Raw genomic sequence first — 19,359 nt, 5'->3', positions numbered from 1 at the left:
CACCCACCATATTTGGAAGCACTATCTAGAAATCTGTGAAGATATCCGCCATCAAAGAGGGATGAAAGAGCTTTACCAGAAACGTAAAGAGACAATAGAGCGCCTCTTTGGGACGGCTAAGGAGTATCACAATCTACGTTACACGAGAGAAAAAGGAAAGTCCAAAATGGAAGATAAGGTTGGGCTAACTTTGGCGTGTTTAAATATCAAAAAATTGGTTAAAATGATGGCAGGGAAGCCTTTTTATTTTGGTCAAATTCAGTTTGATTCCCCATTTTTCACTTCAAAAATAGGAGACATCAAAAAAGACAAACCTACAAAAGCAAGTTTGTCTTCAATCTGTTTTGTTAGCATTAGAATGGTAATTTATTGGCGAAAGCTCCCATTGTTTTTTGGGTAGCAGCATCAATTTGACTAAGGGCATCGTTGATAGCTTGTGCTGTCATATCTTGAAGTGTTTCTACGTCTTCAGGATCAACCACAGCTTCAGCGAAAGTGATATTGGTTAATTTTTTATCACCTGAAAACTCAACCACAACCAAGTCTTGAGCTGATTTACCAGTGAAAGTAGTAGCAGCAAGCTCCTCTTGTTTCTTCTCCATTTGCTTTTGGAGTTTCTGCGCTTGCTTCATCATGTTTTGCATGTTCATCATAAGATTTTCTAGATTCCTTTCTTATTAAGGGGTTAGACCTTATTTGTAAATTAATCCAATTAACGGTAAGTTTTAATGGATGTCCATCTGTTATTATATCATGTTTGGGCAGTAGCTCAAAATCGGTAGAAACCGCTTTGAAAAGTTTCTTTATTATAGATTATAAGTCTATATGAGTAGTTTATGTGATTATAGGTAATTTTAGTTTTTAAATATAAAATAGAAATAAAATTCAGAAAATTACTAAAAAAGTATTCCTTTTTAAAAAAAGTTGTGCTAAACTATCTAACATATTAATTTTTAGAAAATTTTGTCTGTTCAATGGTGGGATGGATAAATGATAGGAGTTATGAGTATGTCATTATTTAATAAACCTACTTGGAAACGCTTAAGATATGGAGCTGTAGCCTTTGCGTCTGCAGCAGTTTTGGTGGCCTGTGGTAACAGTAATGCTTCAAAGTCTGCTGATGGCGAAAAAGATACTATTAATTGGTATGTTCCAACTGATATTTCGACTTTGGATATTTCAAAAAATACAGACCAGTACTCAAATGTAGCTATTGGAAACTCTGGAGGTAATTTGTTACGTTTGGATGGAAAAAATGGTACTCGTCCAGACTTGGCTAAAAAAGTTGATGTCTCTAAAGATGGCTTAACTTACACGGCGACACTTCGTGATGGTCTCAAATGGTCGGATGGGAGTGATTTGACTGCGGAAGACTTTGTCTACTCATGGCAACGCATCGTGGATCCTAAAACAGCCTCAGAGTATGCTTATTTACCTGTGGAAGCTCACTTAGAGAATGCGGATAAGATTAACAATGGAGAGGAAAAAGACCTCAACAAACTTGGTGTCAAAGCAGATGGAAAGAAGGTTATCTTCACTTTAACTGATCCTTCACCGCAATTTATGAATTATCTTGCTTTCTCTAACTTCTTACCACAGAAAAAATCATTTGTAGAAGAAGCTGGTGAAAATTATGCAACAACCTCAAAAGATATGCTTTATTCTGGACCTTACAAAGTTGAGGGTTGGAACGGATCAAACGGTGGGTTCAAACTAGTGAAAAACAAAGAGTACTGGGATGCTAAAAATGTGGACACTGAAACTGTTAATGTTGATGTTATAAAGAAACCAGATACCGCAGTGCAAATGTATAAACAAGGTGACTTAGACTTTGCAGATATATCAGGAACTTCAGCTATTTACAATGCTAATAAGAAAAATAAAGATGTAGTTGATGTACCATCTGCTCGTACAACTTACATCGTTTATAATCAGACAGGCGAAGTAAAATCATTGATGAATGACAAAGTTCGTCAGGCGCTTAACTTAGCAACTGACCGTGAAGGCATCGTTGAAGCAGCAGTGGATACAGGATCAATTCCTGCGACAGCTCTTGCACCGACTGGGCTTCAAACGCTTACGAATGGGAAAGATTTGACAGAATTCGTAGCTCCCGGTTACAAGTATGATGCTAAAGAAGCAACAAAACTTTTCAAGGAAGGCTTGAGCGAACTTGGTCAGGATTCGTTGACATTGACATTGACAGCTGATTCAGATTCACCAGCAACTAAAAATGCAGTTGACTACCTCAAGAGTACATGGGAAGAAGCCCTTCCAGGCTTAACTGTTGAAGAAAAATTTGTGACTTTCAAACAACGTCTTGAAGATACAAAGAACCAAAACTTTGAGGTTGCTCTTGTTTCATGGGGCGGTGACTACCCAGAAGGTTCAACTTTTTACGGACTCTTCACTTCAGATGCAGCCTATAACTATGGGAAGTTCTCAAATGCTGATTATGACAAAGCTTACCAATCAGCAATTACTGAGAATGCCATGGATCCTAAAAAAGCAGCTGAAAACTATAAACAAGCAGAAAAAGTGTTGTATGACAATGCTCTTTACAACCCAATTTACTACCTCAATTCACAAGGTCTTCAAAATCCAAACGTGAAAGAATTGGTACGTAATTCAACTGGTTTGACAGTAGACTTTGTTCACGCGCATAAATAAAGTTAAAACGTTAGATTGAAAAATCTAACATTAGACCGAAGAACAAATATCTTTTTGGCATTGCGTCTCAGTAATGGGATAGGAGAAACATTTTTATGCGACCAGTTTTCTGTATTGAACAGAAGAGTGGTCATTTAATTGCTGTTGAATTCGAGTTTCATTATAAAGTGTGATGTACTTTTTAACAATATTTGTCATGCTATCTTTAGTTAAGTTTCTCCATTTATGGAGATAGAAGGTTTCAGACTTTAGGACGGAATGGAACCATTCAATACAGGCATTATCTGCTGGTGTTCCTTTACGGGACATGGAGCGGATGATGTCTTTTTCGATACACGTCTGATAATATGCTACTGAACCTTGGTCATTGTGTAAGAGTGCTCCTTGAAGCAAATCTAACTGATTTAAAGTGTCTAATATAACATTTGTGTCCTGAGTATCTGAAATGGTGCAATCTACAATCTCGCGGTTGTACAAATCCATAATGGACGAGAGATAGAGTTTACATTTTCCAAAATAGAGATAGGTAATATCTGTAACCAATCTTTGAAGAGGTTGGTTGGTTTGGGACTCTCTATTGAACTTGTTTTCTGTGATATAGTAAGGTTTACCAAGTTTTGGGACTTTCTATGTTTTCATACGGCAAAGCCAACTATTTTGTTTCATGACACGATAGACCTTTTTGTGATTAACTGTCAAACCATATCTGCTTTTGAGAAGTTGTGTAATAGTTCGATAACCATAGATATAACCGTTTTTCAAGGCATTAGTCACAATCTTCTCAGTGATATCACCAATCGTTTTGGCCTTTATTTGTTCAGATTTCCAGCGATAGTAGGTGGTTTTTGACACATCAAAACAATCCAAAATCATCGCGATTGGATAGTCATCCACAAGCTTGATAAGGGCTCTTTTCTACCATTTGTCAAGTTTATCAAGGATTTAAGAGAAAAATATTTTCCAGACAGTAGCTATTTCGAGGCTACTGTCTTATTTTTGACACTTATTTAGTTAAAAAAGGGAAGGCCAAAACAACACCTAATGTTGGAAATTTTCTGATAAGGTGTTACAATACTAGGGCATAGACGACTTTAATGATTTTGGGTCGAAGTATAATCGTAAAGTTTGTTATGCGTTATGAGGTAATACATTGTCCTGATGAGGCGATGTATAGAGGCAATTGCATGTGGCTTAGTTGAAGTCATCTGCGATTGTCTTTTTCATGTCTCATAGAAGTCTGCGATATGACAGGGCTTGGTGTGGCTAGGTGCAGCGATATTGTGAATACACTTGCACAAAATCTTTCTAGCGTAAGGGTTACCACGCTTGGTGATGTGCTCCTTGGCTAAAAAGTTCCCAGATTCATAGTGGCTAAGATCAATCCTGATAAAGGCGTTGATTTGATTGGCAGATTGAAAGCGGCGAATGTCACCGAGTTCACCAATAATACTTGTTGCAGTAGTTTTTGCGATACCAGGGATAGAAGGAAGAATCTCGTATTCTGGTAATGGTTGAGCGAATGTGACCATTTCGTCCAGAACAGTTTGTCTCCGATTAGATAGTCTGATCAGTTCTTGTGCATAGTAACGGACCTCTTCAATCATTGGTGAGGATTTCTTGACCGCAGAGTAAGACTGTTTGGCAAGTTCAGTAAGTTTTTCAACCAGATAAGCGACGCGCTTTTCAGAGATACGTTTTGAAGTCGACTGACAGATGCTGTGCATTAACTCATTGTTCGTTCGATTTAAGACAAAATCCTTGCACGGAAAAGCCATGACTAAGTTCCAGTATTGTTCACCGGTTGGTGTTGATAAGAGGCTTTCTAACTCTGGGAAAGTGACCTGCAACACCTTGTGTAGGCGGTTCTTGGTACGGACAATATTTTCTGTTAGGTTTTGATAGAAACGGCTTAAATTACGTAAAAGCTAATAGACTTCCTCTTGCACATAGGACGGTTTTCAAATCGTTTAGGAGAGGAGAAAAACCAGTCATGTCGTTTGACATAGTATAGCCATGAACCTCCTTACCATTGACCAAAATCGTCACTTCCAAAATTGCTTTACTGACATCACTTCCAAATACTGCTCGCATGATCTTACCACTTTTGTCTTGAATGATTTCTTGTTTTAGTGATGTCATTTTCAATACTCGACGTTTAGCGTCCCGCATACTTTGATAGGTGTCTTGCCAGTTTTTGTTACGGTGTCAAGCGTCAAAAAGCCCCACGACTTAACAAGACGCCTCTACTTTAACATAACGAAAAAGTAGTGGGTACTCTCTCCCGTCGGAGATTTCCTCACTACTAATCTTAATATGTTTGATGAAATTGAGTTATGACGATAAATTGAGAATCTCTGAGTAAAGAAAAAATGGGGTATCATGGCCTCAGATTAGTAAGACTTATGGTGTTAATCTTTCCGATTTTAAATACATGGTAAAACTCATAGATAGATATGGTACTGAAATTGTTAGAAAAAGATAAAATAACGATTATCCACCCGACTCCACCCGACTTAAAATAGGAAATGATAGATAAAGTTCTGCTTGAGGGGTAAACGCTGGTCAGGTCTATCTGGACTATGCTCTTCCAAATCGTGGTATGCTTCTAAACTGAATAGCGACATACAAGAAAAACGGGCATACTATTCTTGAAAAGACAAGAGGGAGACCAAAGGAATGGAGATGTCGGTGCAAGAAAATCTGGGAAGAAATAACTGAATTGGAACGTCTCCAGCACGAAAATGAGTATCTTAGAGCGGAGATTACCGTGATAAAAAAGATGAGAGAATATCGCCTGAGGGACGAAGCAATGCACAAAGAGCGGCATAAATTATTCAAGAATTAATTGTCTAATTTGCCCTAACTACCCGACTTGAACTCCTTGATTTATCGCGTTCAACTTATTACTATCAGGTGAAGCGACTATCTAAAGGAGCTGATTCAAGAAATCTACGATGAGCATAAGGGTAATTATGGCTATCGTTGCATTCGCCTAGAGCTAAGAAATCGTGGCTTTATCATTAACCACTTCGAAAGAAGCATATTGTTAAGTGGTGAACGCTTCAAGGGACGTAGTGAGCTCTGACAGTTGAAGGAAATTTCAGAAAGATAGAAGAAACCTAGTTTGATTTTTTGCTCAAGCTGGGAGCTTAGAGTCTAATCCATCTAACTTGAATTCAAATTTATACCAGCCATGACAAGTTGAATACTTCTTAATTTTGGGGTATGGCTTACTTAAAAATCAATTGAAAAATAAATAGAAGGTAAGTCATAAAGAATACTGTGCATAAGATAAGTAATAGAATTGAAAATATTATATCTAGAAGTTTTGATGTAACAATGGTTTCAAGGAGCAAAAACGAAACAAAAAGCGAGGCAAAAATTGGTTTCATAGTCTAAAAAGGGAGCATTTCCGCAATTGGACGATGATCCTTATATATATTCCTATTGCCAAAACAAACTGAGGGTATCAGAAACTCATTCATTACTATTCTGCTTGGAATTATTTCAAGGAAATTGTCAAGATAGAACTAGAAAGTGAAGAGGACTCTACAACCTACGTCAAAGGTAAGACAGATGTCTAAACTGTTTTTGGTATACGTAGGGGTTGTACTGGACGAAATTAGGTCGTCCAAACGGAAATTTCTTCTTTAGAATCATGAGCTTCAGGAAATAAGTCAAACAATTGGCTTTAAGAGTGATCAGAAAGCAAAAACCACACAGTGATTTCAATCTTGAAAGTAATCAAGATCGTATAATCACAGTATGGTTTTATTTGAGGATTGGCTTGTTTCCATCGTCGTGACTGGTAGTGTTTTATAGCATTTAGTCAATTAGCTTTTAGAAAAACGCTGAGTAGAGGGCTTTGATCGCTTCTTTTTCTTGTTGGGTTTTAATAACAAACATGATTGAAACTTCACTTGAGCCTTGTGAAATCATTTCCAAGTTGATATTTTTTTCAGATAGGGCTTTTGCGGCAGAAGCAGTAATACCAATATGGTTTTTCATGTGTTCTCCTACAATCATAATGATTGAGAGGTTTTTTTCGATTTCAAGTTCATCCACATGAAGCTCATTTTGCAGATAGTCAATTATCTTCGCTTCTTTTTCTGCTGTTAATTCGCGCTCTCTAAGCACAATGGACATATCATCAATTCCTGTTGGGATGTGTTCCCAGCGTATGTTAAGTTCTTCTAAAATTTGTAATACTTTACGACCAAATCCGATTTCTCTGTTCATTAGGTATTTAGAGATATTGATACTAACAAACTTGTCATCTCCTGAAATACCAACGACAGGTAACTTTAAGTTTTCATGTTTTAGAATTACTTTTGTACCTGGGTGGTCAGGATTATTGGTATTTTTTATGACGAGAGGGATTTTGGCGCGATAAACAGGAATAAGAGCTTCATCGTGTAAAACTGAGAAACCTGCATAGGCTAATTCCCGCATCTCTTTGTAAGTTAATTCACTAATTGAATGTGGTTCATGAACAACACCTGGATGAGCTGAGAAGATGCCATTAACATCGGTGAAGTTTTCATAAAGATCAGCATGTGTTCCCGCCGCAATTAATGAGCCAGTGATATCTGAACCACCACGAGAAAAGGTACAAATATCGTTATCGAGTGTTACTCCGAAAAATCCTGGAATGATATAAATATGTTGGCTGTGAGTTATTTTTTCGATGTGTTCGTAACTCGTTGGTAATAATCGAGCATTTTGTGGCTCACTTGATACAAAAAGTCCAACTTCACTAGGATGTAAGTAGACAGCATCTAGACCGTTTTCTCTAAAGTAAGCCGCAATTAATTTTGCATTGTTATCCTCTCCGGCAGCCAGAAAGGTATCGTATAGATAGGGATTGTTTTCAATAGGAAGGGTTGTTAAATGTTCAATGGCATTTTGAATCGTGTCAATGATTGCTAGATCAAGATTTAGCTCAATCGCTATATCACGATACCTCTGAACAATCCATTTTTTGTCTTCAGTAGTGTCTTCTTGATTAGTATAATGGTTGTAGTAATCGATAAGAGCATCCGTTACTTTGGTGTCTTTTGCATGTCGCTTACCTGGAGCAGATACAACGATAAAGCGTCTTTCTGTATCACTTTTGACGATATTGAGAACTTTTTGCAATTGTTCAGCTGAAGCCAGTGAGCTACCACCAAATTTTGTAACTTTCATAATGTACTCCTCAGTAAAGTGTATTAGGGAAATTATAACAAATTTCAGATAATTTACAAGATTTAATTTCATATCTCCACGCTAGATGCATGAAACAGATATTTCCGAATTATAGTGCAGGTGATAATTCCTTTTAGAGAGTTATCTCTAGTAAGAATTCGAAAAGATATTACTTATTTTAGGAAAATCTGAACATTAAAATTCATAAAATTTCTCTTTCACGCTAAAAATCTCTCATGCGTTTGTTCTATTCATATCCCATTGTATGAATAAATTAAGCGCAAGTGGGAGAGTATTTTAAATTTCAGCCGAATTTATCTGGGGTCACTTCAGGGGGAAGGGAATAAGCAGGTAATCTTGTTTCAATGGCTTTTGCAAAAGACTGATTTTATCATTTTCAAAACGTGGTCAATTTGACATTTTTTTAGTTGTGACATCAATCGACCATTATAGCCTACTAATGCTCCTTTGACTTTTTCGATATAAGATTTAACCTCATAAAATTAGGGCAATTGGGCTCTTTTGAAGGCTATGCCTCCATCATAAGTAGAAGTAGGTATGACCGTATAATCAATTGGAAAATCAGTATTACTTACAGGAACAGACTGCTTCGAAAGGTTAAATAACTTGATTTATTAAAGTAAAAAAGATTGTTTTTTTAATTGAAAAACTATTTTTTTATGATATACTTTGATAATAAAACTATTTAATATTCAAACAAAAAGAGGTGGAAATGATTTATCATACAATTCGATTTACAGTGACTGATAATGTTGGCAGTTTAATGTTTACAAGGGCTCAAGCAAACAATGGTTTTAATATTCCGATGTGTCTTGAAATACTAGATGTTTTGACAAGTATTGATAATGATCCAAATATTCAAATGTTAGTCATTGAGGCTGAAGGTTCTGTTTTTTCAGTCGGCGGTGATTTGCTGGAGATGGAAAGAGCGGTAGCTGAAGATGATGTGGAATCCTTAGTAGACATAGCGAGGTATGTGCAGGATATTGCATTTAAACTTAAACAACTTCCCAAACCTGTCATCATGTGTACAGATGGGGCTGTTGCCGGTGCGGCATTTAACTTGGCTTTAGCATCAGACTTTTGTATTGCTAGTGATAAATCTAAGTTTATTCAAGCCTTTGTAAATGTTGGTTTGGCTCCGGATGCTGGAGGGCTATTTTTACTCACCCGTTCGCTAGGCATCAACCGTGCAACTCAATTGGCGATGACGGGGGAAGCTGTTTCAGCTGAAAAAGCTGAGGAGTATGGTTTTGTTTATAAATCTTGCGAATCGGAAAAGTTGGGGAAAACCCGAGATCGGCTCATAAAACGTTTGAAACGTGGTTCGTTCAATTCTTATGCAGCCATAAAGCAGTTGGTCTGGGCGAGCTTCTTTTCTGACTGGGAAAGCTATGCTGCTAAGGAATTATCTTGGCAGGAACGATTGGCTTTTCAGGATGACTTTAAAGAAGGCGTTAAAGCGCATGCTGAAAGAAGACGGCCTGCTTTTACAGGCAATGGTTTATTCGATAGATGAGCGGTTGATTCCAGAAAATCCTTGCAAAATAATTTTACCTTTGATATAATTTGATAGTCAAACTTTATGGAGGTTATTGCGGTGGATTACAAGGAAATCAATGATTACCTAGTAGGTATTTTTAACAATATACTCATTATTGAAGAAGCTAGCTTGAAAACGAGCCGTTTCAATGATGTTTCGATTAAAGAAATGCATACTATTGATGAAATCGGCAATACCCCAAACGCGACTCCTAGTGATATTGCTAAGGCTCTAATGGTGACACTAGGGACGGTTACAACTAGTTTGAATAAGCTAGAGAAAAAAGGTTATATCATTCGGACAAGGTCTAATAAGGACCGTCGTGTTGTCCATTTAAGTCTTTCTCAAAAAGGGCGGCTCTTGTTTCGTTTACACCAAAAATTTCATATGAATATGGTGAAACAAATTACGGATGGTTTTGATGAGGAAGAGTTTGCAATAATGAGTCGTGGTTTGAAAAATTTGAATCAGTTTTTGGAGGACCTTAAATAATGGGTTTTGCAAAAATTTCACAGGTAGCTCACTATGCTCCCAAAAATATTGTTACCAATAATGATTTATCTCAAATCCTAGATACGAGTGACGAATGGATTACTAGTAGAACAGGAATTAAACGGCGTCACATTTCTCAAAGTGAGGAAACCAGTGATTTGGCAACTAAGGTAGCTGAAGCTTTACTGGAGAAATCGGCTTTGAATGCTGATGAGCTAGACTTTATTATCGTTGCGACTATTACGCCAGATAGTAATATGCCTTCTGTGGCTGCTAAAGTTCAAGGTAATGTTGGTGCTGACAAGGCTTTTGCATTTGATGTGACAGCAGCTTGCAGTGGTTTTGTGTTTGCACTTGCCACAGCAGAGAAGTTCATCGCATCTGGTTCGTATCAGAAAGGTCTTGTTATCGGAGCGGAAGTCATGTCTAAGGTTCTTGATTGGACAGATCGATCGACAGCTGTCATCTTTGGTGATGGAGCTGGCGGAGTGCTCTTAGAGACTTCAGATGAACGACATTTTTTTGCTGAATCCTTGAATGCAAAGGGGAATCAGTGGGAAAGTCTACAATCAGGGACAAATGGTTTAGCATCTCCTTTTAGTCAGATTGTGGCACAAGAGTCTTCTTATTTGAAGATGGATGGGAGAGCGGTTTTTGATTTTACAATCAAAACGGTATCGAAAAGTATTGCTCAGTTGTTGGATGATAATGAAGATTTAGAGATTGATTATTTCTTGTTGCATCAGGCTAACGTCAGAATTCTTGATAAGATGGCTAGAAAGATTTCGGTAGATCGTAATAAGTTTTTGGCTAATATGCAAGATTATGGTAATACTAGCGGTGCAAGCATTCCAATTTTACTGTCCGAAAATGTAGAGCAAGGATTAATCAAATTAGATGGTTCGCAAACTGTTTTTCTTTCCGCTTTTGGTGGAGGTTTGACATGGGGAAATCTAATTGTTAAAATTTAGTTAACTTTGTGCAAGTTGCACATTTATATATTATTTATTTTCTAAGGAGAAAAATCATGGCAGTATTTGATAAAGTACAAGAAATTATCGCAGAAGAACTTGGTAAAGACGCAGAAGAAGTGAAAATGGAAACAACTTTCGATGATCTTGATGCCGATTCACTTGATGTATTCCAAGTAATCTCTGAAATTGAAGATGAGTTTGATATTCAAATCGAAACTGAAGAAGGTCTCAATACTGTGGGAGACTTGGTTGCTTACGTTGAAGAAAAAACAAAATAGATTCTAGAGACTGAGAACAACTCAGTCCCTGAGGTCGGTGAGTGAAATTTTGATTATTGACTGTTAGCCGGCTTATGGGAGTGGGACGATAAAATTATGATAGTATTCTATCTGATTTGTCTCCCGCTCCTTCTTATTTTAGATATATAATTTGATTATCAAATCATTTAAAACAGAAAGTATTGTTAAAATAGTTTATGAAAACACGTATTACAGAGCTTTTAAATATTAAATATCCCATTTTTCAGGGTGGCATGGCTTGGGTTGCAGACGGCGATCTTGCTGGTGCCGTCTCTAAAGCTGGTGGCCTAGGAATCATCGGTGGCGGAAATGCACCAAAAGAAGTTGTTAAAGCTAATATTGATAAAATTAAATCAATAACAGATAAGCCTTTTGGTGTTAATATCATGCTGTTATCGCCTTTTGCTGATGATATTGTTGATTTAGTGATTGAAGAAGGTGTTAAGGTTGTAACGACTGGTGCTGGTAATCCGGGTAAGTATATGGAGCGTCTACACGAGGCAGGAGTGACTGTCATTCCAGTTGTACCTAGTGTTGCTTTAGCAAAAAGAATGCAAAAATTAGGGGCAGATGCTGTTATTGCTGAAGGTATGGAAGCAGGTGGTCATATTGGCAAATTGACAACTATGGCTTTGGTTCGACAAGTTGCTGAGGCTCTTGATATTCCTGTTATTGCGGCAGGTGGTATTGCAGACGGTCATGGGATGGCAGCTGGTTTCATGCTGGGAGCAGATGCTGTTCAAGTTGGCACACGTTTTGTAGTAGCTAAAGAATCTAACGCACATCAAGCCTTCAAAGAGAAAGTCTTGAAAGCAAAAGATNTTGATACCGTAGTTTCAGCTTCGGTCGTTGGACATCCTGTTCGTGCGATTAAGAATAAATTAGCAACTGCTTACAGCCAAGCTGAAAAAGATTATCTTGCTGGAAAAAAATCAGTTGAAGAAATTGAAGAATTGGGGGCGGGAGCTCTTCGTAATGCAGTTGTTGATGGTGATGTTGTCAACGGTTCGGTGATGGCTGGGCAAATTGCTGGTTTAGTCACGAAAGAAGAAACTTGTGCTGAAATTTTAGAAGATTTGTATTCAGGCGCTAAGGCGGTCATTACTGAAGAGGCAAAACGTTGGACAAATCTTCTAGATTAAACTAAGGAGAAAAGATGACAAAAACTGCTTTTTTATTTGCGGGTCAAGGGGCACAAACTTTAGGAATGGCTCGTGACCTGTATGAGCATTTTGAGATTATTAAAGAAACTTTTGACCAAGCAAGTCAGGTTTTAGGGTATGATATTCGTTCTTTGATTGATGACAATCAAGATAAGTTGAATCAGACTAGATATACCCAACCTGCTATCTTAACGACTTCCGTCGCTATTTACAGACTTTTAATGGAAAAAGGGATAAGTCCAGATATTGTAGCAGGACTGTCTTTAGGAGAGTATTCAGCCCTGGTTGCTGCTGGTGGTTTAGATTTTGAAACGGCTTTAAGAGTGGTTGCTAAGCGTGGCCAGTTGATGGAGGAAGCAGCTCCTACTGGCATCGGAAAAATGGTTGCCATTATGAATACGGATGTCTCGCTAATTGAAGACGCTTGTCAAAAAGCCTCTGATTTAGGTGTTGTTAGTCCTGCTAATTACAATACACCTCAGCAAATCGTTATTGGCGGTGAGATTGCTGCAGTTGATAAGGTTCTTGCTATTTTAAAAGAAGCGGGTGTCAAACGTATGATTCCGCTTCAAGTATCAGGCCCTTTTCATACAGCATTGCTCCAAAAAGCTAGCCAAGGTTTAGCGCAAGTTTTAGAAAAAGTGACGTTTAACGATTTTAAGATTCCTTTAGTTGGCAATACAGAAGCTAAAATGATGAAAAAAGATGACGTGAAGTCTTTGTTAGCACGTCAAGTTATGGAACCTGTTAGGTTTTATGAATCGATTGCTGAAATTCAGGCATTTGGTGTTGACCGAGTGATTGAAATTGGTCCTGGAAAAGTTTTGTCAGGATTTATCAAAAAAATTGATAAGAGCCTTCCAACTATATCGGTTAATGATCTAGCGAGCTTGGAACAATTGCTCAATCAAATAAGTGAGGAAAAAAATGGAAATTAAAGCTAAAAATGTTTTTGTAACGGGATCCACTCGAGGGATTGGTTTAGGTATTGCTCATGAATTTGCACGTCGTGGTGCCAATGTTGTTTTAAATGGGCGTTCAGAGATTTCAGAGGAACTTTTGAGTCAGTTTGTTGACTATGGTGTTAAAGTCATCGGGATTTCAGGTGATATTTCACAGGAGGCTGAGGCAAAACGCATGGTTGAAGAAGCTATTTCAGAGCTTGGCAGTCTTGATGTTTTGGTTAATAACGCTGGAATTACTAATGATAAATTGATGTTGAAAATGACTGAAGCTGACTTTGAGAAGGTTCTAAAGATTAATCTGACAGGTGCCTTTAATATGACACAGGCTGTTTTAAAACCTATGACCAAGGCGCGTCAGGGTGCCATTATTAACATATCGTCTGTGGTTGGTTTAACGGGCAATGTTGGTCAAGCTAACTATGCAGCGTCCAAAGCTGGCTTAATTGGATTTTCAAAATCAGTGGCTAAAGAAGTCGCTGCTCGTGGAGTGAGGGTAAATGTTATTGCCCCTGGCTTTATCGAATCAGATATGACGGATGTTGTCCCTGAGAAAATGAAGGATGCGATCTTAGGACAGATTCCAATGAAGCGTATCGGTAAGGCAGAAGAAGTTGCTCAAGTAGTTGCCTTCTTAGCAGAACAAGAGTATTTAACAGGTCAAATTATCGCTATTGATGGTGGTATGACCATGATTTAAATGTCTTTCTATTTACTAAAGTAAGAGTGATTTGAATGAGTATAACCGTTTAAAGACGGACTAAAGGAGGATTTATGTCAACGAATCGTGTCGTTATTACAGGGTATGGTGTGACATCACCTATCGGAAATACACCTCAAGAGTTTTGGAAAAACTTAGAATCTGGTACAATTGGTATAAAACCAATTACAAAATTTGATACTTCAGAAATTCCAGTGCATAATGCTGGGGAGATTCAGGATTTTCCATTCGATAAGTATTTTGTTCGTAAGGATAAGAACCGTATGGACATGTATTCACTTTATGCTATCTATGCGACTTTAGAGGCTTTGGAAAATGCTGGTCTTGATATGGATACGGTTGATCGTAATCGTGTTGGGGTTATAGTTTCTTCTGGTATCGGTGGTCTTCAAGAAATGCAGGAGCAAATTATCCGTATGCATGAAAAAGGCATGAGACGTATCCAGCCGATGTTTATTCCGAAAGCTCTTTCTAATATGGGGGCTGGGAATATTGCCCTTCGTATTGGTGCTAACGGTGTTTGTAAGTCAATTACAACGGCTTGCGCCTCTGCTAATGATGCTATTGGAGAAGCCTTCCGTGAAATCAAGTTTGGTTTTCAGGATGTTGTTTTAGCTGGTGGTTCTGAAAGTGCGATTAATGAAATTGGTATTGGTGGCTTTAACGCTTTGACGGCTTTGTCGACAACAGAAGATCCTGCACGTTCAGCTATCCCATTTGATAAGGACCGTAATGGTTTTGTGATGGGTGAAGGTTCAGGAGTATTGGTTGTAGAAAGTTTAGAGCATGCCCAAAAACGTGGAGCGACTATCTTAGCTGAGCTTGTTGGATACGGTACTACCTGTGATGCGTACCATCAGACTAGTCCATCTCCAGACGGATCAGGTGCTGCTAAAGCAATGAAATTAGCTATTTCAGAAGCAGGTATTGAACCAAGTGATGTGGATTATGTTAATGCCCATGGTACTTCAACACAAGCAAATGAACAGGGGGAAAGTCAAGCCATTGTCGCTGTTTTAGGCAAAGATGTGCCTGTGTCATCAACCAAATCATTTACAGGACATCTATTAGGGGCGGCTGGTGCAGTCGAGGCAATTGCAACCATTGAAAGTATACGTCACGGCTTTATTCACATGACAGCCGGTACAAAAGAATTATCAGAAGATATAGAAGCCAATGTTGTGATGGGACAAGGACTTAAAGCAGATATTCGCTATGCAATTTCCAATACCTTTGGATTCGGTGGGCATAATGCTGTTCTTGCTTTCAAACGTTGGGAGGATTAAAGGTGAATCTTTCAGAAATTAAAGACTTGATGAGTCAGTTTGATGAATCTAGTCTTCGTGAGTTTTCGTTTAAACAAGATGGCAATGAATTGCGCTTTAGTAAGAATGAGCGTCAAGAAACTCCTGTATCAGCGCAAGCTAGCGCTGTTTCAGAGTTGGCTAATCATGCAGTGGTTGCTTCAGATATTAAATCGGAAGTGGCTGTGGATAAGGATGAGTTAGTGTTAACTCAAACTGCAGAAGGGGAGCTTGTAGAAAGTCCCTTAGTTGGTGTGGCTTATTTGGCACCAGCGCCTGAGAAAGCTAATTTTGTCTCAGTAGGTGATTCAGTTAAAAAGGGGCAAACCTTGATGATTATTGAGGCTATGAAAGTTATGAATGAAGTGCCTGCGCCACGTGATGGTGTGGTTACGGAAATTTTAGTTTCTGATGAAGATGTGATTGAGTATGGACAAGGATTGGTGCGTATTAAATGATTGATATTAAGGCGATTCGTGAAGCTTTACCACACCGTTATCCTATGCTTTTGGTTGACCGTGTTTTGGAAACTAGTGATGATGAGATTGTTGCTATCAAAAATGTTACGATTAATGAACCTTTCTTCAATGGGCATTTTCCAGATTACCCAGTAATGCCGGGCGTTTTGATTATGGAAGCTTTAGCGCAAACGGCTGGTGTTTTGGAATTATCTAAAGAAGAAAACAAGGGTAAGTTAGTTTTCTACGCTGGCATGGATAAAGTTAAGTTTAAGAAGCAGGTGGTTCCTGGAGATCAGTTGGTCATGACTGCAAAATTTATTAAACGTCGCGGTAACATTGCTGTTGTGGAAGCAAAAGCTGAAGTTGAAGGTCAATTGGCTGCCAGCGGAGTGCTTACCTTTGCTATTCGTGACTAGAACTTTTGACAAGTCTATTGGCATGGGCTTGTGGTAAAGGAGAAATCAAATGTTTAAAAAGCTACTGATTGCTAATCGTGGTGAAATTGCGGTGCGCATTATTCGAGCAGCGCGTGAATTAGGTATTGCTACGGTTGCTATTTATTCGGAAGCTGACAAGGATGCCCTTCATACCATTTTGGCTGATGAGGCTATCTGTATTGGGCCGGCACGTTCAACAGACTCTTATTTGAATATGAGCTCTGTACTGTCGGCTGCCATTGTTACTGGAGCTGAAGCCATTCATCCAGGCTTTGGCTTTTTAAGTGAAAATGCTAAGTTTGCCACCATGTGTAAGGAGATGAATATCATCTTCATTGGTCCTTCCGCACAGATTATGGACAAGATGGGGGATAAGATTAATGCACGTCGTGAGATGATTGCGGCGGGTGTTCCGGTTATCCCGGGGTCTGATGGTGAAGTTCACACCGCTGATGAGGCTTTAGCAATTGCTAACCAAATTGGTTATCCGGTTATGTTAAAAGCATCAGCTGGTGGCGGTGGTAAAGGGATTCGTAAGGTAGAAAAAGAGTATGAGTTGGCTGCAGCATTTGAATCAGCATCACAAGAAGCCTTAGCTGCCTTTGGTAATGGTGCCATGTATATTGAAAAAGTGGTCTATCCTGCTCGCCATATTGAAGTTCAGATTTTAGGTGATTGTTTTGGAAATATCATCCACCTAGGAGAGCGCGATTGTTCTTTACAGAGAAATAACCAAAAGGTTTTAGAGGAAAGTCCGTCTGTTGCTATCGGAAAGACACTTCGTAAAGAGCTTGGTCTTGCTGCTGTTCGTGCGGCTAAAGCGGTTTCTTATGTTAATGCTGGGACTATCGAATTTCTCTTGGATGAGCAGTCAGGAAACTTTTACTTTATGGAAATGAACACTCGTGTTCAAGTAGAGCATCCTGTGACTGAATTTGTAACGGGTATTGACATTGTTAAAGAACAGATTCGAATTGCTGCAGGTCAAAAACTATCAGTTACACAAGATGAGGTGATTATTCGTGGTCATGCCATTGAGTGTCGGATCAATGCTGAAAATCCTAGATTTAACTTTGCACCAAGTCCTGGTAAGATTACAGATTTGCATCTGCCAGCTGGTGGTGTTGGTTTGCGCGTTGATTCTGCCGTTTACAATGGCTACACTATCCCGCCCTACTACGATAGTATGATTGCTAAAATCATTGTGCATGGGGAAAATCGTTTCGATGCTTTGATGAAGATGCAACGTGCTCTTTATGAATTTGAAGTAGAAGGTTTGGTGACTAACGCAGACTTCCAATTGGATTTGATTTCCGATCAACATGTGATTGCTGGTGATTATGATACCTCGTTTTTGATGGAGCATTTTTTACCAGGGTATCAGGAAGAAGAGACCTTGACTGACTAGAAAGGTGATGTATGGGTTTATTTGATAAGAAGGATAAGTACTTTAGAATTAATCCGAACCGTTCTTTTAAGGGAAACAATGCGCCAAAGCCTGAGGTTCCTGATGAACTTTTTGCTAAGTGTCCTGCATGTAAGCATTTGATTTACCAAAAGGATTTGGGCTTGGCTAAAATTTGTCCGACTTGTTCTTACAATTTTAGAATTTCAGCTTTAGAGCGTTTAGCGATTACGGCTGATGAAGGCACGTTTGAGGAATTATTTTCTGGCATTGAAACAAAGGATCCTTTAGGTTTTCCAAAATACCAAGAAAAATTGACCCAGGCACGAGAAAAAACAGGACTTGATGAGGCTGTTTTGACAGGCTTGGCTGAGATTAAAGGACAAAAAACGGCTCTGGCTATCATGGACGCTAATTTTATTATGGCTTCTATGGGGACGGTTGTGGGTGAAAAAATTACCCGTTTATTTGAATTAGCTATTAAGGAGAAACTGCCCGTCGTTATTTTTACGGCTTCTGGTGGTGCAAGGATGCAAGAGGGGATTATGAGTCTTATGCAGATGGCTAAGGTATCTGCAGCTGTGAAGCGTCATTCAAAAGCGGGGCTCTTTTATTTGACTGTTTTAACCGATCCGACAACAGGGGGAGTGACAGCCAGTTTTGCTATGCAAGGGGATATTATTTTAGCCGAACCTCAAACACTTGTGGGTTTTGCAGGACGTCGCGTCATTGAAACGACTGTGAAACAAGATTTGCCAGAGGGTTTTCAAAAGGCAGAGTTTCTTTTAGAACACGGTTTTGTGGATAAGATTGTCAAACGGACAGATTTGCCACAAGTGATTGAGAAATTATTAGCCTTTCATGGAGGGTATCATGAGTGATGTGTCAAGAATTTTGAAAGAAGCGCGTGATCAACATCGTATGACCACTTTGGATTATGCCGAGACGCTATTTGAAGATTTTATCCAATTGCATGGAGACCGTCAGTTTGCTGATGATGGGGCTGTAGTAGCGGGACTTGCTCGTTTGGCTGGTCAACCAGTGACGGTTATTGGGATTCAAAAAGGTAAGAATTTGCAAGACAATCTTCATCGTAATTTTGGTCAGCCCCATCCTGAAGGCTATCGTAAAGCTTTGCGCTTTATGAAGCAAGCTGAGAAGTTTGGTCGTCCCGTTATCACGTTTATCAATACAGCTGGGGCTTATCCTGGTGTCGGTGCAGAAGAACGTGGTCAGGGTGAAGCCATCGCTCGAAATCTGCTTGATATGAGCGATCTCAAGGTTCCCATTATCGCGATTATCATCGGTGAAGGTGGTTCTGGTGGTGCTTTGGCCTTGGCTGTTGCTGATCGTGTTTGGATGCTAGAGCATGCCATGTATGCTGTTTTGAGTCCAGAGGGCTTTGCTTCGATTTTATGGAAGGATGGCAGTCGTGCCCCAGAAGCGGCAGAGCTTATGAAAATCACAGCGGGAGAATTACTCAATATGGGTGTCGTTGATAAAGTCATTCCTGAGCATGGGTATTTTTCAAGTGAAATAGCTGACATGCTAAAAGAAAATTTGATAAAAGAATTAGCTTACCTTAAACAGTTACCTTTAGAACAACTGCTGGAAGAAAGGTATGAGAGGTTTAGGAAGTATTGATGGAACATCCTTGAGAAATCAGGGATGTTCAGCGCTTTGTCAACTGTAGTGGAAATCATGAGGGAGAACCAGGTTG

The 19,359-nt window shown here is 38.9% G+C and carries 19 protein-coding genes and 2 pseudogenes; 16 read left to right on the top strand and 5 right to left on the bottom strand.

Features of this window, described 5'->3' with window-relative positions:
* A pseudogene (locus tag A3IA_RS13395) lies at positions 1-365 on the top strand (transposase); the annotation flags it as partial.
* Here A3IA_RS13395 and A3IA_RS0103730 read toward each other — a convergent pair.
* A complete protein-coding gene (locus A3IA_RS0103730; protein WP_026217540.1) occupies positions 354-653 on the bottom strand; it encodes a YbaB/EbfC family nucleoid-associated protein in 300 nt (99 codons plus the stop codon). The pseudogene A3IA_RS13395 and the gene A3IA_RS0103730 sit on opposite strands and share 12 nt — an antisense overlap.
* Before the next feature lie 355 nt (positions 654-1,008).
* Here A3IA_RS0103730 and A3IA_RS0103725 point away from each other — a divergent pair, with 355 nt between their 5' ends.
* Entirely contained in the window at positions 1,009-2,670 is a 1,662-nt protein-coding gene (locus A3IA_RS0103725) for a peptide ABC transporter substrate-binding protein (protein WP_018380008.1), read from the top strand.
* Positions 2,671-2,763: 93 nt separating this feature from the next.
* On the opposite strand, the gene A3IA_RS0103720 is transcribed toward A3IA_RS0103725, so the two are convergent.
* The 3 genes and pseudogenes from A3IA_RS0103720 to A3IA_RS11790 all read right to left on the bottom strand — a co-directional run bounded on the left by A3IA_RS0103720 (position 2,764) and on the right by A3IA_RS11790 (position 4,761).
* Entirely contained in the window at positions 2,764-3,267 is a 504-nt protein-coding gene (locus A3IA_RS0103720; RefSeq protein WP_083902715.1) for a DDE-type integrase/transposase/recombinase, read from the bottom strand.
* A gap of 30 nt (positions 3,268-3,297) precedes the next feature.
* Positions 3,298-3,564, bottom strand: a complete 267-nt coding sequence (locus A3IA_RS13390; protein WP_018380006.1) for an IS3 family transposase — start codon at positions 3,562-3,564, stop codon at positions 3,298-3,300.
* Positions 3,565-3,761: 197 nt separating this feature from the next.
* Positions 3,762-4,761: pseudogene (locus A3IA_RS11790) on the bottom strand (transposase).
* Positions 4,762-5,605: 844 nt separating this feature from the next.
* Here A3IA_RS11790 and A3IA_RS13660 point away from each other — a divergent pair.
* The gene (locus A3IA_RS13660) at positions 5,606-5,755 is read left to right on the top strand and encodes an IS3 family transposase (protein WP_156802393.1); all 150 of its coding nucleotides are present in this window, start codon (positions 5,606-5,608) and stop codon (positions 5,753-5,755) included.
* Positions 5,756-6,510: 755 nt separating this feature from the next.
* On the opposite strand, the gene A3IA_RS0103705 is transcribed toward A3IA_RS13660, so the two are convergent.
* On the bottom strand, positions 6,511-7,857 hold the full coding sequence (locus tag A3IA_RS0103705; protein ID WP_018380003.1) for an aspartate kinase: 1,347 nt from the start codon (positions 7,855-7,857) through the stop codon (positions 6,511-6,513).
* Positions 7,858-8,590: 733 nt separating this feature from the next.
* Between A3IA_RS0103705 and fabM the strand changes: the two genes are divergently transcribed.
* From fabM to A3IA_RS0103640, 13 genes are all read left to right on the top strand, one after another.
* Positions 8,591-9,397 (top strand): trans-2-decenoyl-ACP isomerase, encoded by an 807-nt coding sequence (fabM, locus tag A3IA_RS0103700; protein WP_018380002.1) that lies wholly within the window; start codon positions 8,591-8,593, stop codon positions 9,395-9,397.
* An 81-nt stretch (positions 9,398-9,478) separates the two neighbouring features.
* A complete protein-coding gene (gene fabT / locus A3IA_RS0103695) occupies positions 9,479-9,913 on the top strand; it encodes a fatty acid biosynthesis transcriptional regulator FabT (RefSeq protein ID WP_018380001.1) in 435 nt (144 codons plus the stop codon).
* On the top strand, positions 9,913-10,884 hold the full coding sequence (locus A3IA_RS0103690) for a beta-ketoacyl-ACP synthase III (RefSeq protein ID WP_018380000.1): 972 nt from the start codon (positions 9,913-9,915) through the stop codon (positions 10,882-10,884). The genes fabT and A3IA_RS0103690 overlap by 1 nt, the downstream gene beginning before the upstream one ends.
* A 56-nt stretch (positions 10,885-10,940) precedes the next feature.
* Positions 10,941-11,165: an acyl carrier protein gene (locus tag A3IA_RS0103685; RefSeq protein WP_018379999.1), complete on the top strand. Its 225-nt coding sequence runs from the start codon at positions 10,941-10,943 to the stop codon at positions 11,163-11,165.
* A gap of 197 nt (positions 11,166-11,362) precedes the next feature.
* Positions 11,363-12,328, top strand: coding sequence for an enoyl-[acyl-carrier-protein] reductase FabK (fabK, locus tag A3IA_RS0103680; RefSeq protein ID WP_018379998.1), 966 nt, complete (start codon positions 11,363-11,365; stop codon positions 12,326-12,328).
* A 14-nt stretch (positions 12,329-12,342) separates the two neighbouring features.
* Positions 12,343-13,287, top strand: coding sequence for an ACP S-malonyltransferase (fabD, locus tag A3IA_RS0103675; protein WP_018379997.1), 945 nt, complete (start codon positions 12,343-12,345; stop codon positions 13,285-13,287).
* The gene (gene fabG / locus A3IA_RS0103670) at positions 13,277-14,011 is read left to right on the top strand and encodes a 3-oxoacyl-[acyl-carrier-protein] reductase (RefSeq protein WP_018379996.1); all 735 of its coding nucleotides are present in this window, start codon (positions 13,277-13,279) and stop codon (positions 14,009-14,011) included. The genes fabD and fabG overlap by 11 nt, the downstream gene beginning before the upstream one ends.
* Positions 14,012-14,085: 74 nt before the next feature.
* The gene (gene fabF, locus A3IA_RS0103665) at positions 14,086-15,318 is read left to right on the top strand and encodes a beta-ketoacyl-ACP synthase II (RefSeq protein ID WP_018379995.1); all 1,233 of its coding nucleotides are present in this window, start codon (positions 14,086-14,088) and stop codon (positions 15,316-15,318) included.
* A 2-nt stretch (positions 15,319-15,320) separates the two neighbouring features.
* Positions 15,321-15,794, top strand: coding sequence for an acetyl-CoA carboxylase biotin carboxyl carrier protein (gene accB, locus A3IA_RS0103660; protein WP_018379994.1), 474 nt, complete (start codon positions 15,321-15,323; stop codon positions 15,792-15,794).
* Positions 15,791-16,213, top strand: coding sequence for a 3-hydroxyacyl-ACP dehydratase FabZ (gene fabZ / locus A3IA_RS0103655; protein ID WP_018379993.1), 423 nt, complete (start codon positions 15,791-15,793; stop codon positions 16,211-16,213). The genes accB and fabZ overlap by 4 nt, the downstream gene beginning before the upstream one ends.
* 49 nt (positions 16,214-16,262) lie before the next feature.
* The gene (accC, locus tag A3IA_RS0103650) at positions 16,263-17,642 is read left to right on the top strand and encodes an acetyl-CoA carboxylase biotin carboxylase subunit (RefSeq protein ID WP_018379992.1); all 1,380 of its coding nucleotides are present in this window, start codon (positions 16,263-16,265) and stop codon (positions 17,640-17,642) included.
* Positions 17,643-17,653: 11 nt separating this feature from the next.
* Complete coding sequence (accD, locus tag A3IA_RS0103645) at positions 17,654-18,520, top strand: acetyl-CoA carboxylase, carboxyltransferase subunit beta (protein WP_018379991.1); 867 nt, start codon at positions 17,654-17,656, stop codon at positions 18,518-18,520.
* Positions 18,513-19,283: an acetyl-CoA carboxylase carboxyl transferase subunit alpha gene (locus A3IA_RS0103640; RefSeq protein ID WP_018379990.1), complete on the top strand. Its 771-nt coding sequence runs from the start codon at positions 18,513-18,515 to the stop codon at positions 19,281-19,283. Before accD ends, A3IA_RS0103640 begins: the two co-directional genes overlap by 8 nt.
* The last annotated feature ends 76 nt before the right edge of the window (positions 19,284-19,359 follow it).

It is taken from the genome of Streptococcus thoraltensis DSM 12221, from assembly GCF_000380145.1.
In the GTDB taxonomy this organism is placed as follows: domain Bacteria; phylum Bacillota; class Bacilli; order Lactobacillales; family Streptococcaceae; genus Streptococcus; species Streptococcus thoraltensis.
This window is presented reverse-complemented; position numbering and strand designations above follow the sequence as displayed.

What these genes read in the sequence shown, in the direction of transcription:
- fabD (WP_018379997.1), top strand. Translation starts at nt 12,343, where the DNA reads ATGACAAAAACTGCTTTTTTATTTGCGGGTCAAGGGGCACAAACTTTA.
- accC (WP_018379992.1), top strand. Translation starts at nt 16,263, where the DNA reads ATGTTTAAAAAGCTACTGATTGCTAATCGTGGTGAAATTGCGGTGCGC.
- fabZ (WP_018379993.1), top strand. Translation starts at nt 15,791, where the DNA reads ATGATTGATATTAAGGCGATTCGTGAAGCTTTACCACACCGTTATCCT.
- A3IA_RS0103690 (WP_018380000.1), top strand. Translation starts at nt 9,913, where the DNA reads ATGGGTTTTGCAAAAATTTCACAGGTAGCTCACTATGCTCCCAAAAAT.
- A3IA_RS0103640 (WP_018379990.1), top strand. Translation starts at nt 18,513, where the DNA reads ATGAGTGATGTGTCAAGAATTTTGAAAGAAGCGCGTGATCAACATCGT.
- fabF (WP_018379995.1), top strand. Translation starts at nt 14,086, where the DNA reads ATGTCAACGAATCGTGTCGTTATTACAGGGTATGGTGTGACATCACCT.
- fabM (WP_018380002.1), top strand. Translation starts at nt 8,591, where the DNA reads ATGATTTATCATACAATTCGATTTACAGTGACTGATAATGTTGGCAGT.
- A3IA_RS0103705 (WP_018380003.1), bottom strand. Translation starts at nt 7,857, where the DNA reads ATGAAAGTTACAAAATTTGGTGGTAGCTCACTGGCTTCAGCTGAACAA.
- fabG (WP_018379996.1), top strand. Translation starts at nt 13,277, where the DNA reads ATGGAAATTAAAGCTAAAAATGTTTTTGTAACGGGATCCACTCGAGGG.
- accD (WP_018379991.1), top strand. Translation starts at nt 17,654, where the DNA reads ATGGGTTTATTTGATAAGAAGGATAAGTACTTTAGAATTAATCCGAAC.
- A3IA_RS0103730 (WP_026217540.1), bottom strand. Translation starts at nt 653, where the DNA reads ATGATGAACATGCAAAACATGATGAAGCAAGCGCAGAAACTCCAAAAG.
- A3IA_RS0103725 (WP_018380008.1), top strand. Translation starts at nt 1,009, where the DNA reads ATGTCATTATTTAATAAACCTACTTGGAAACGCTTAAGATATGGAGCT.
- A3IA_RS0103685 (WP_018379999.1), top strand. Translation starts at nt 10,941, where the DNA reads ATGGCAGTATTTGATAAAGTACAAGAAATTATCGCAGAAGAACTTGGT.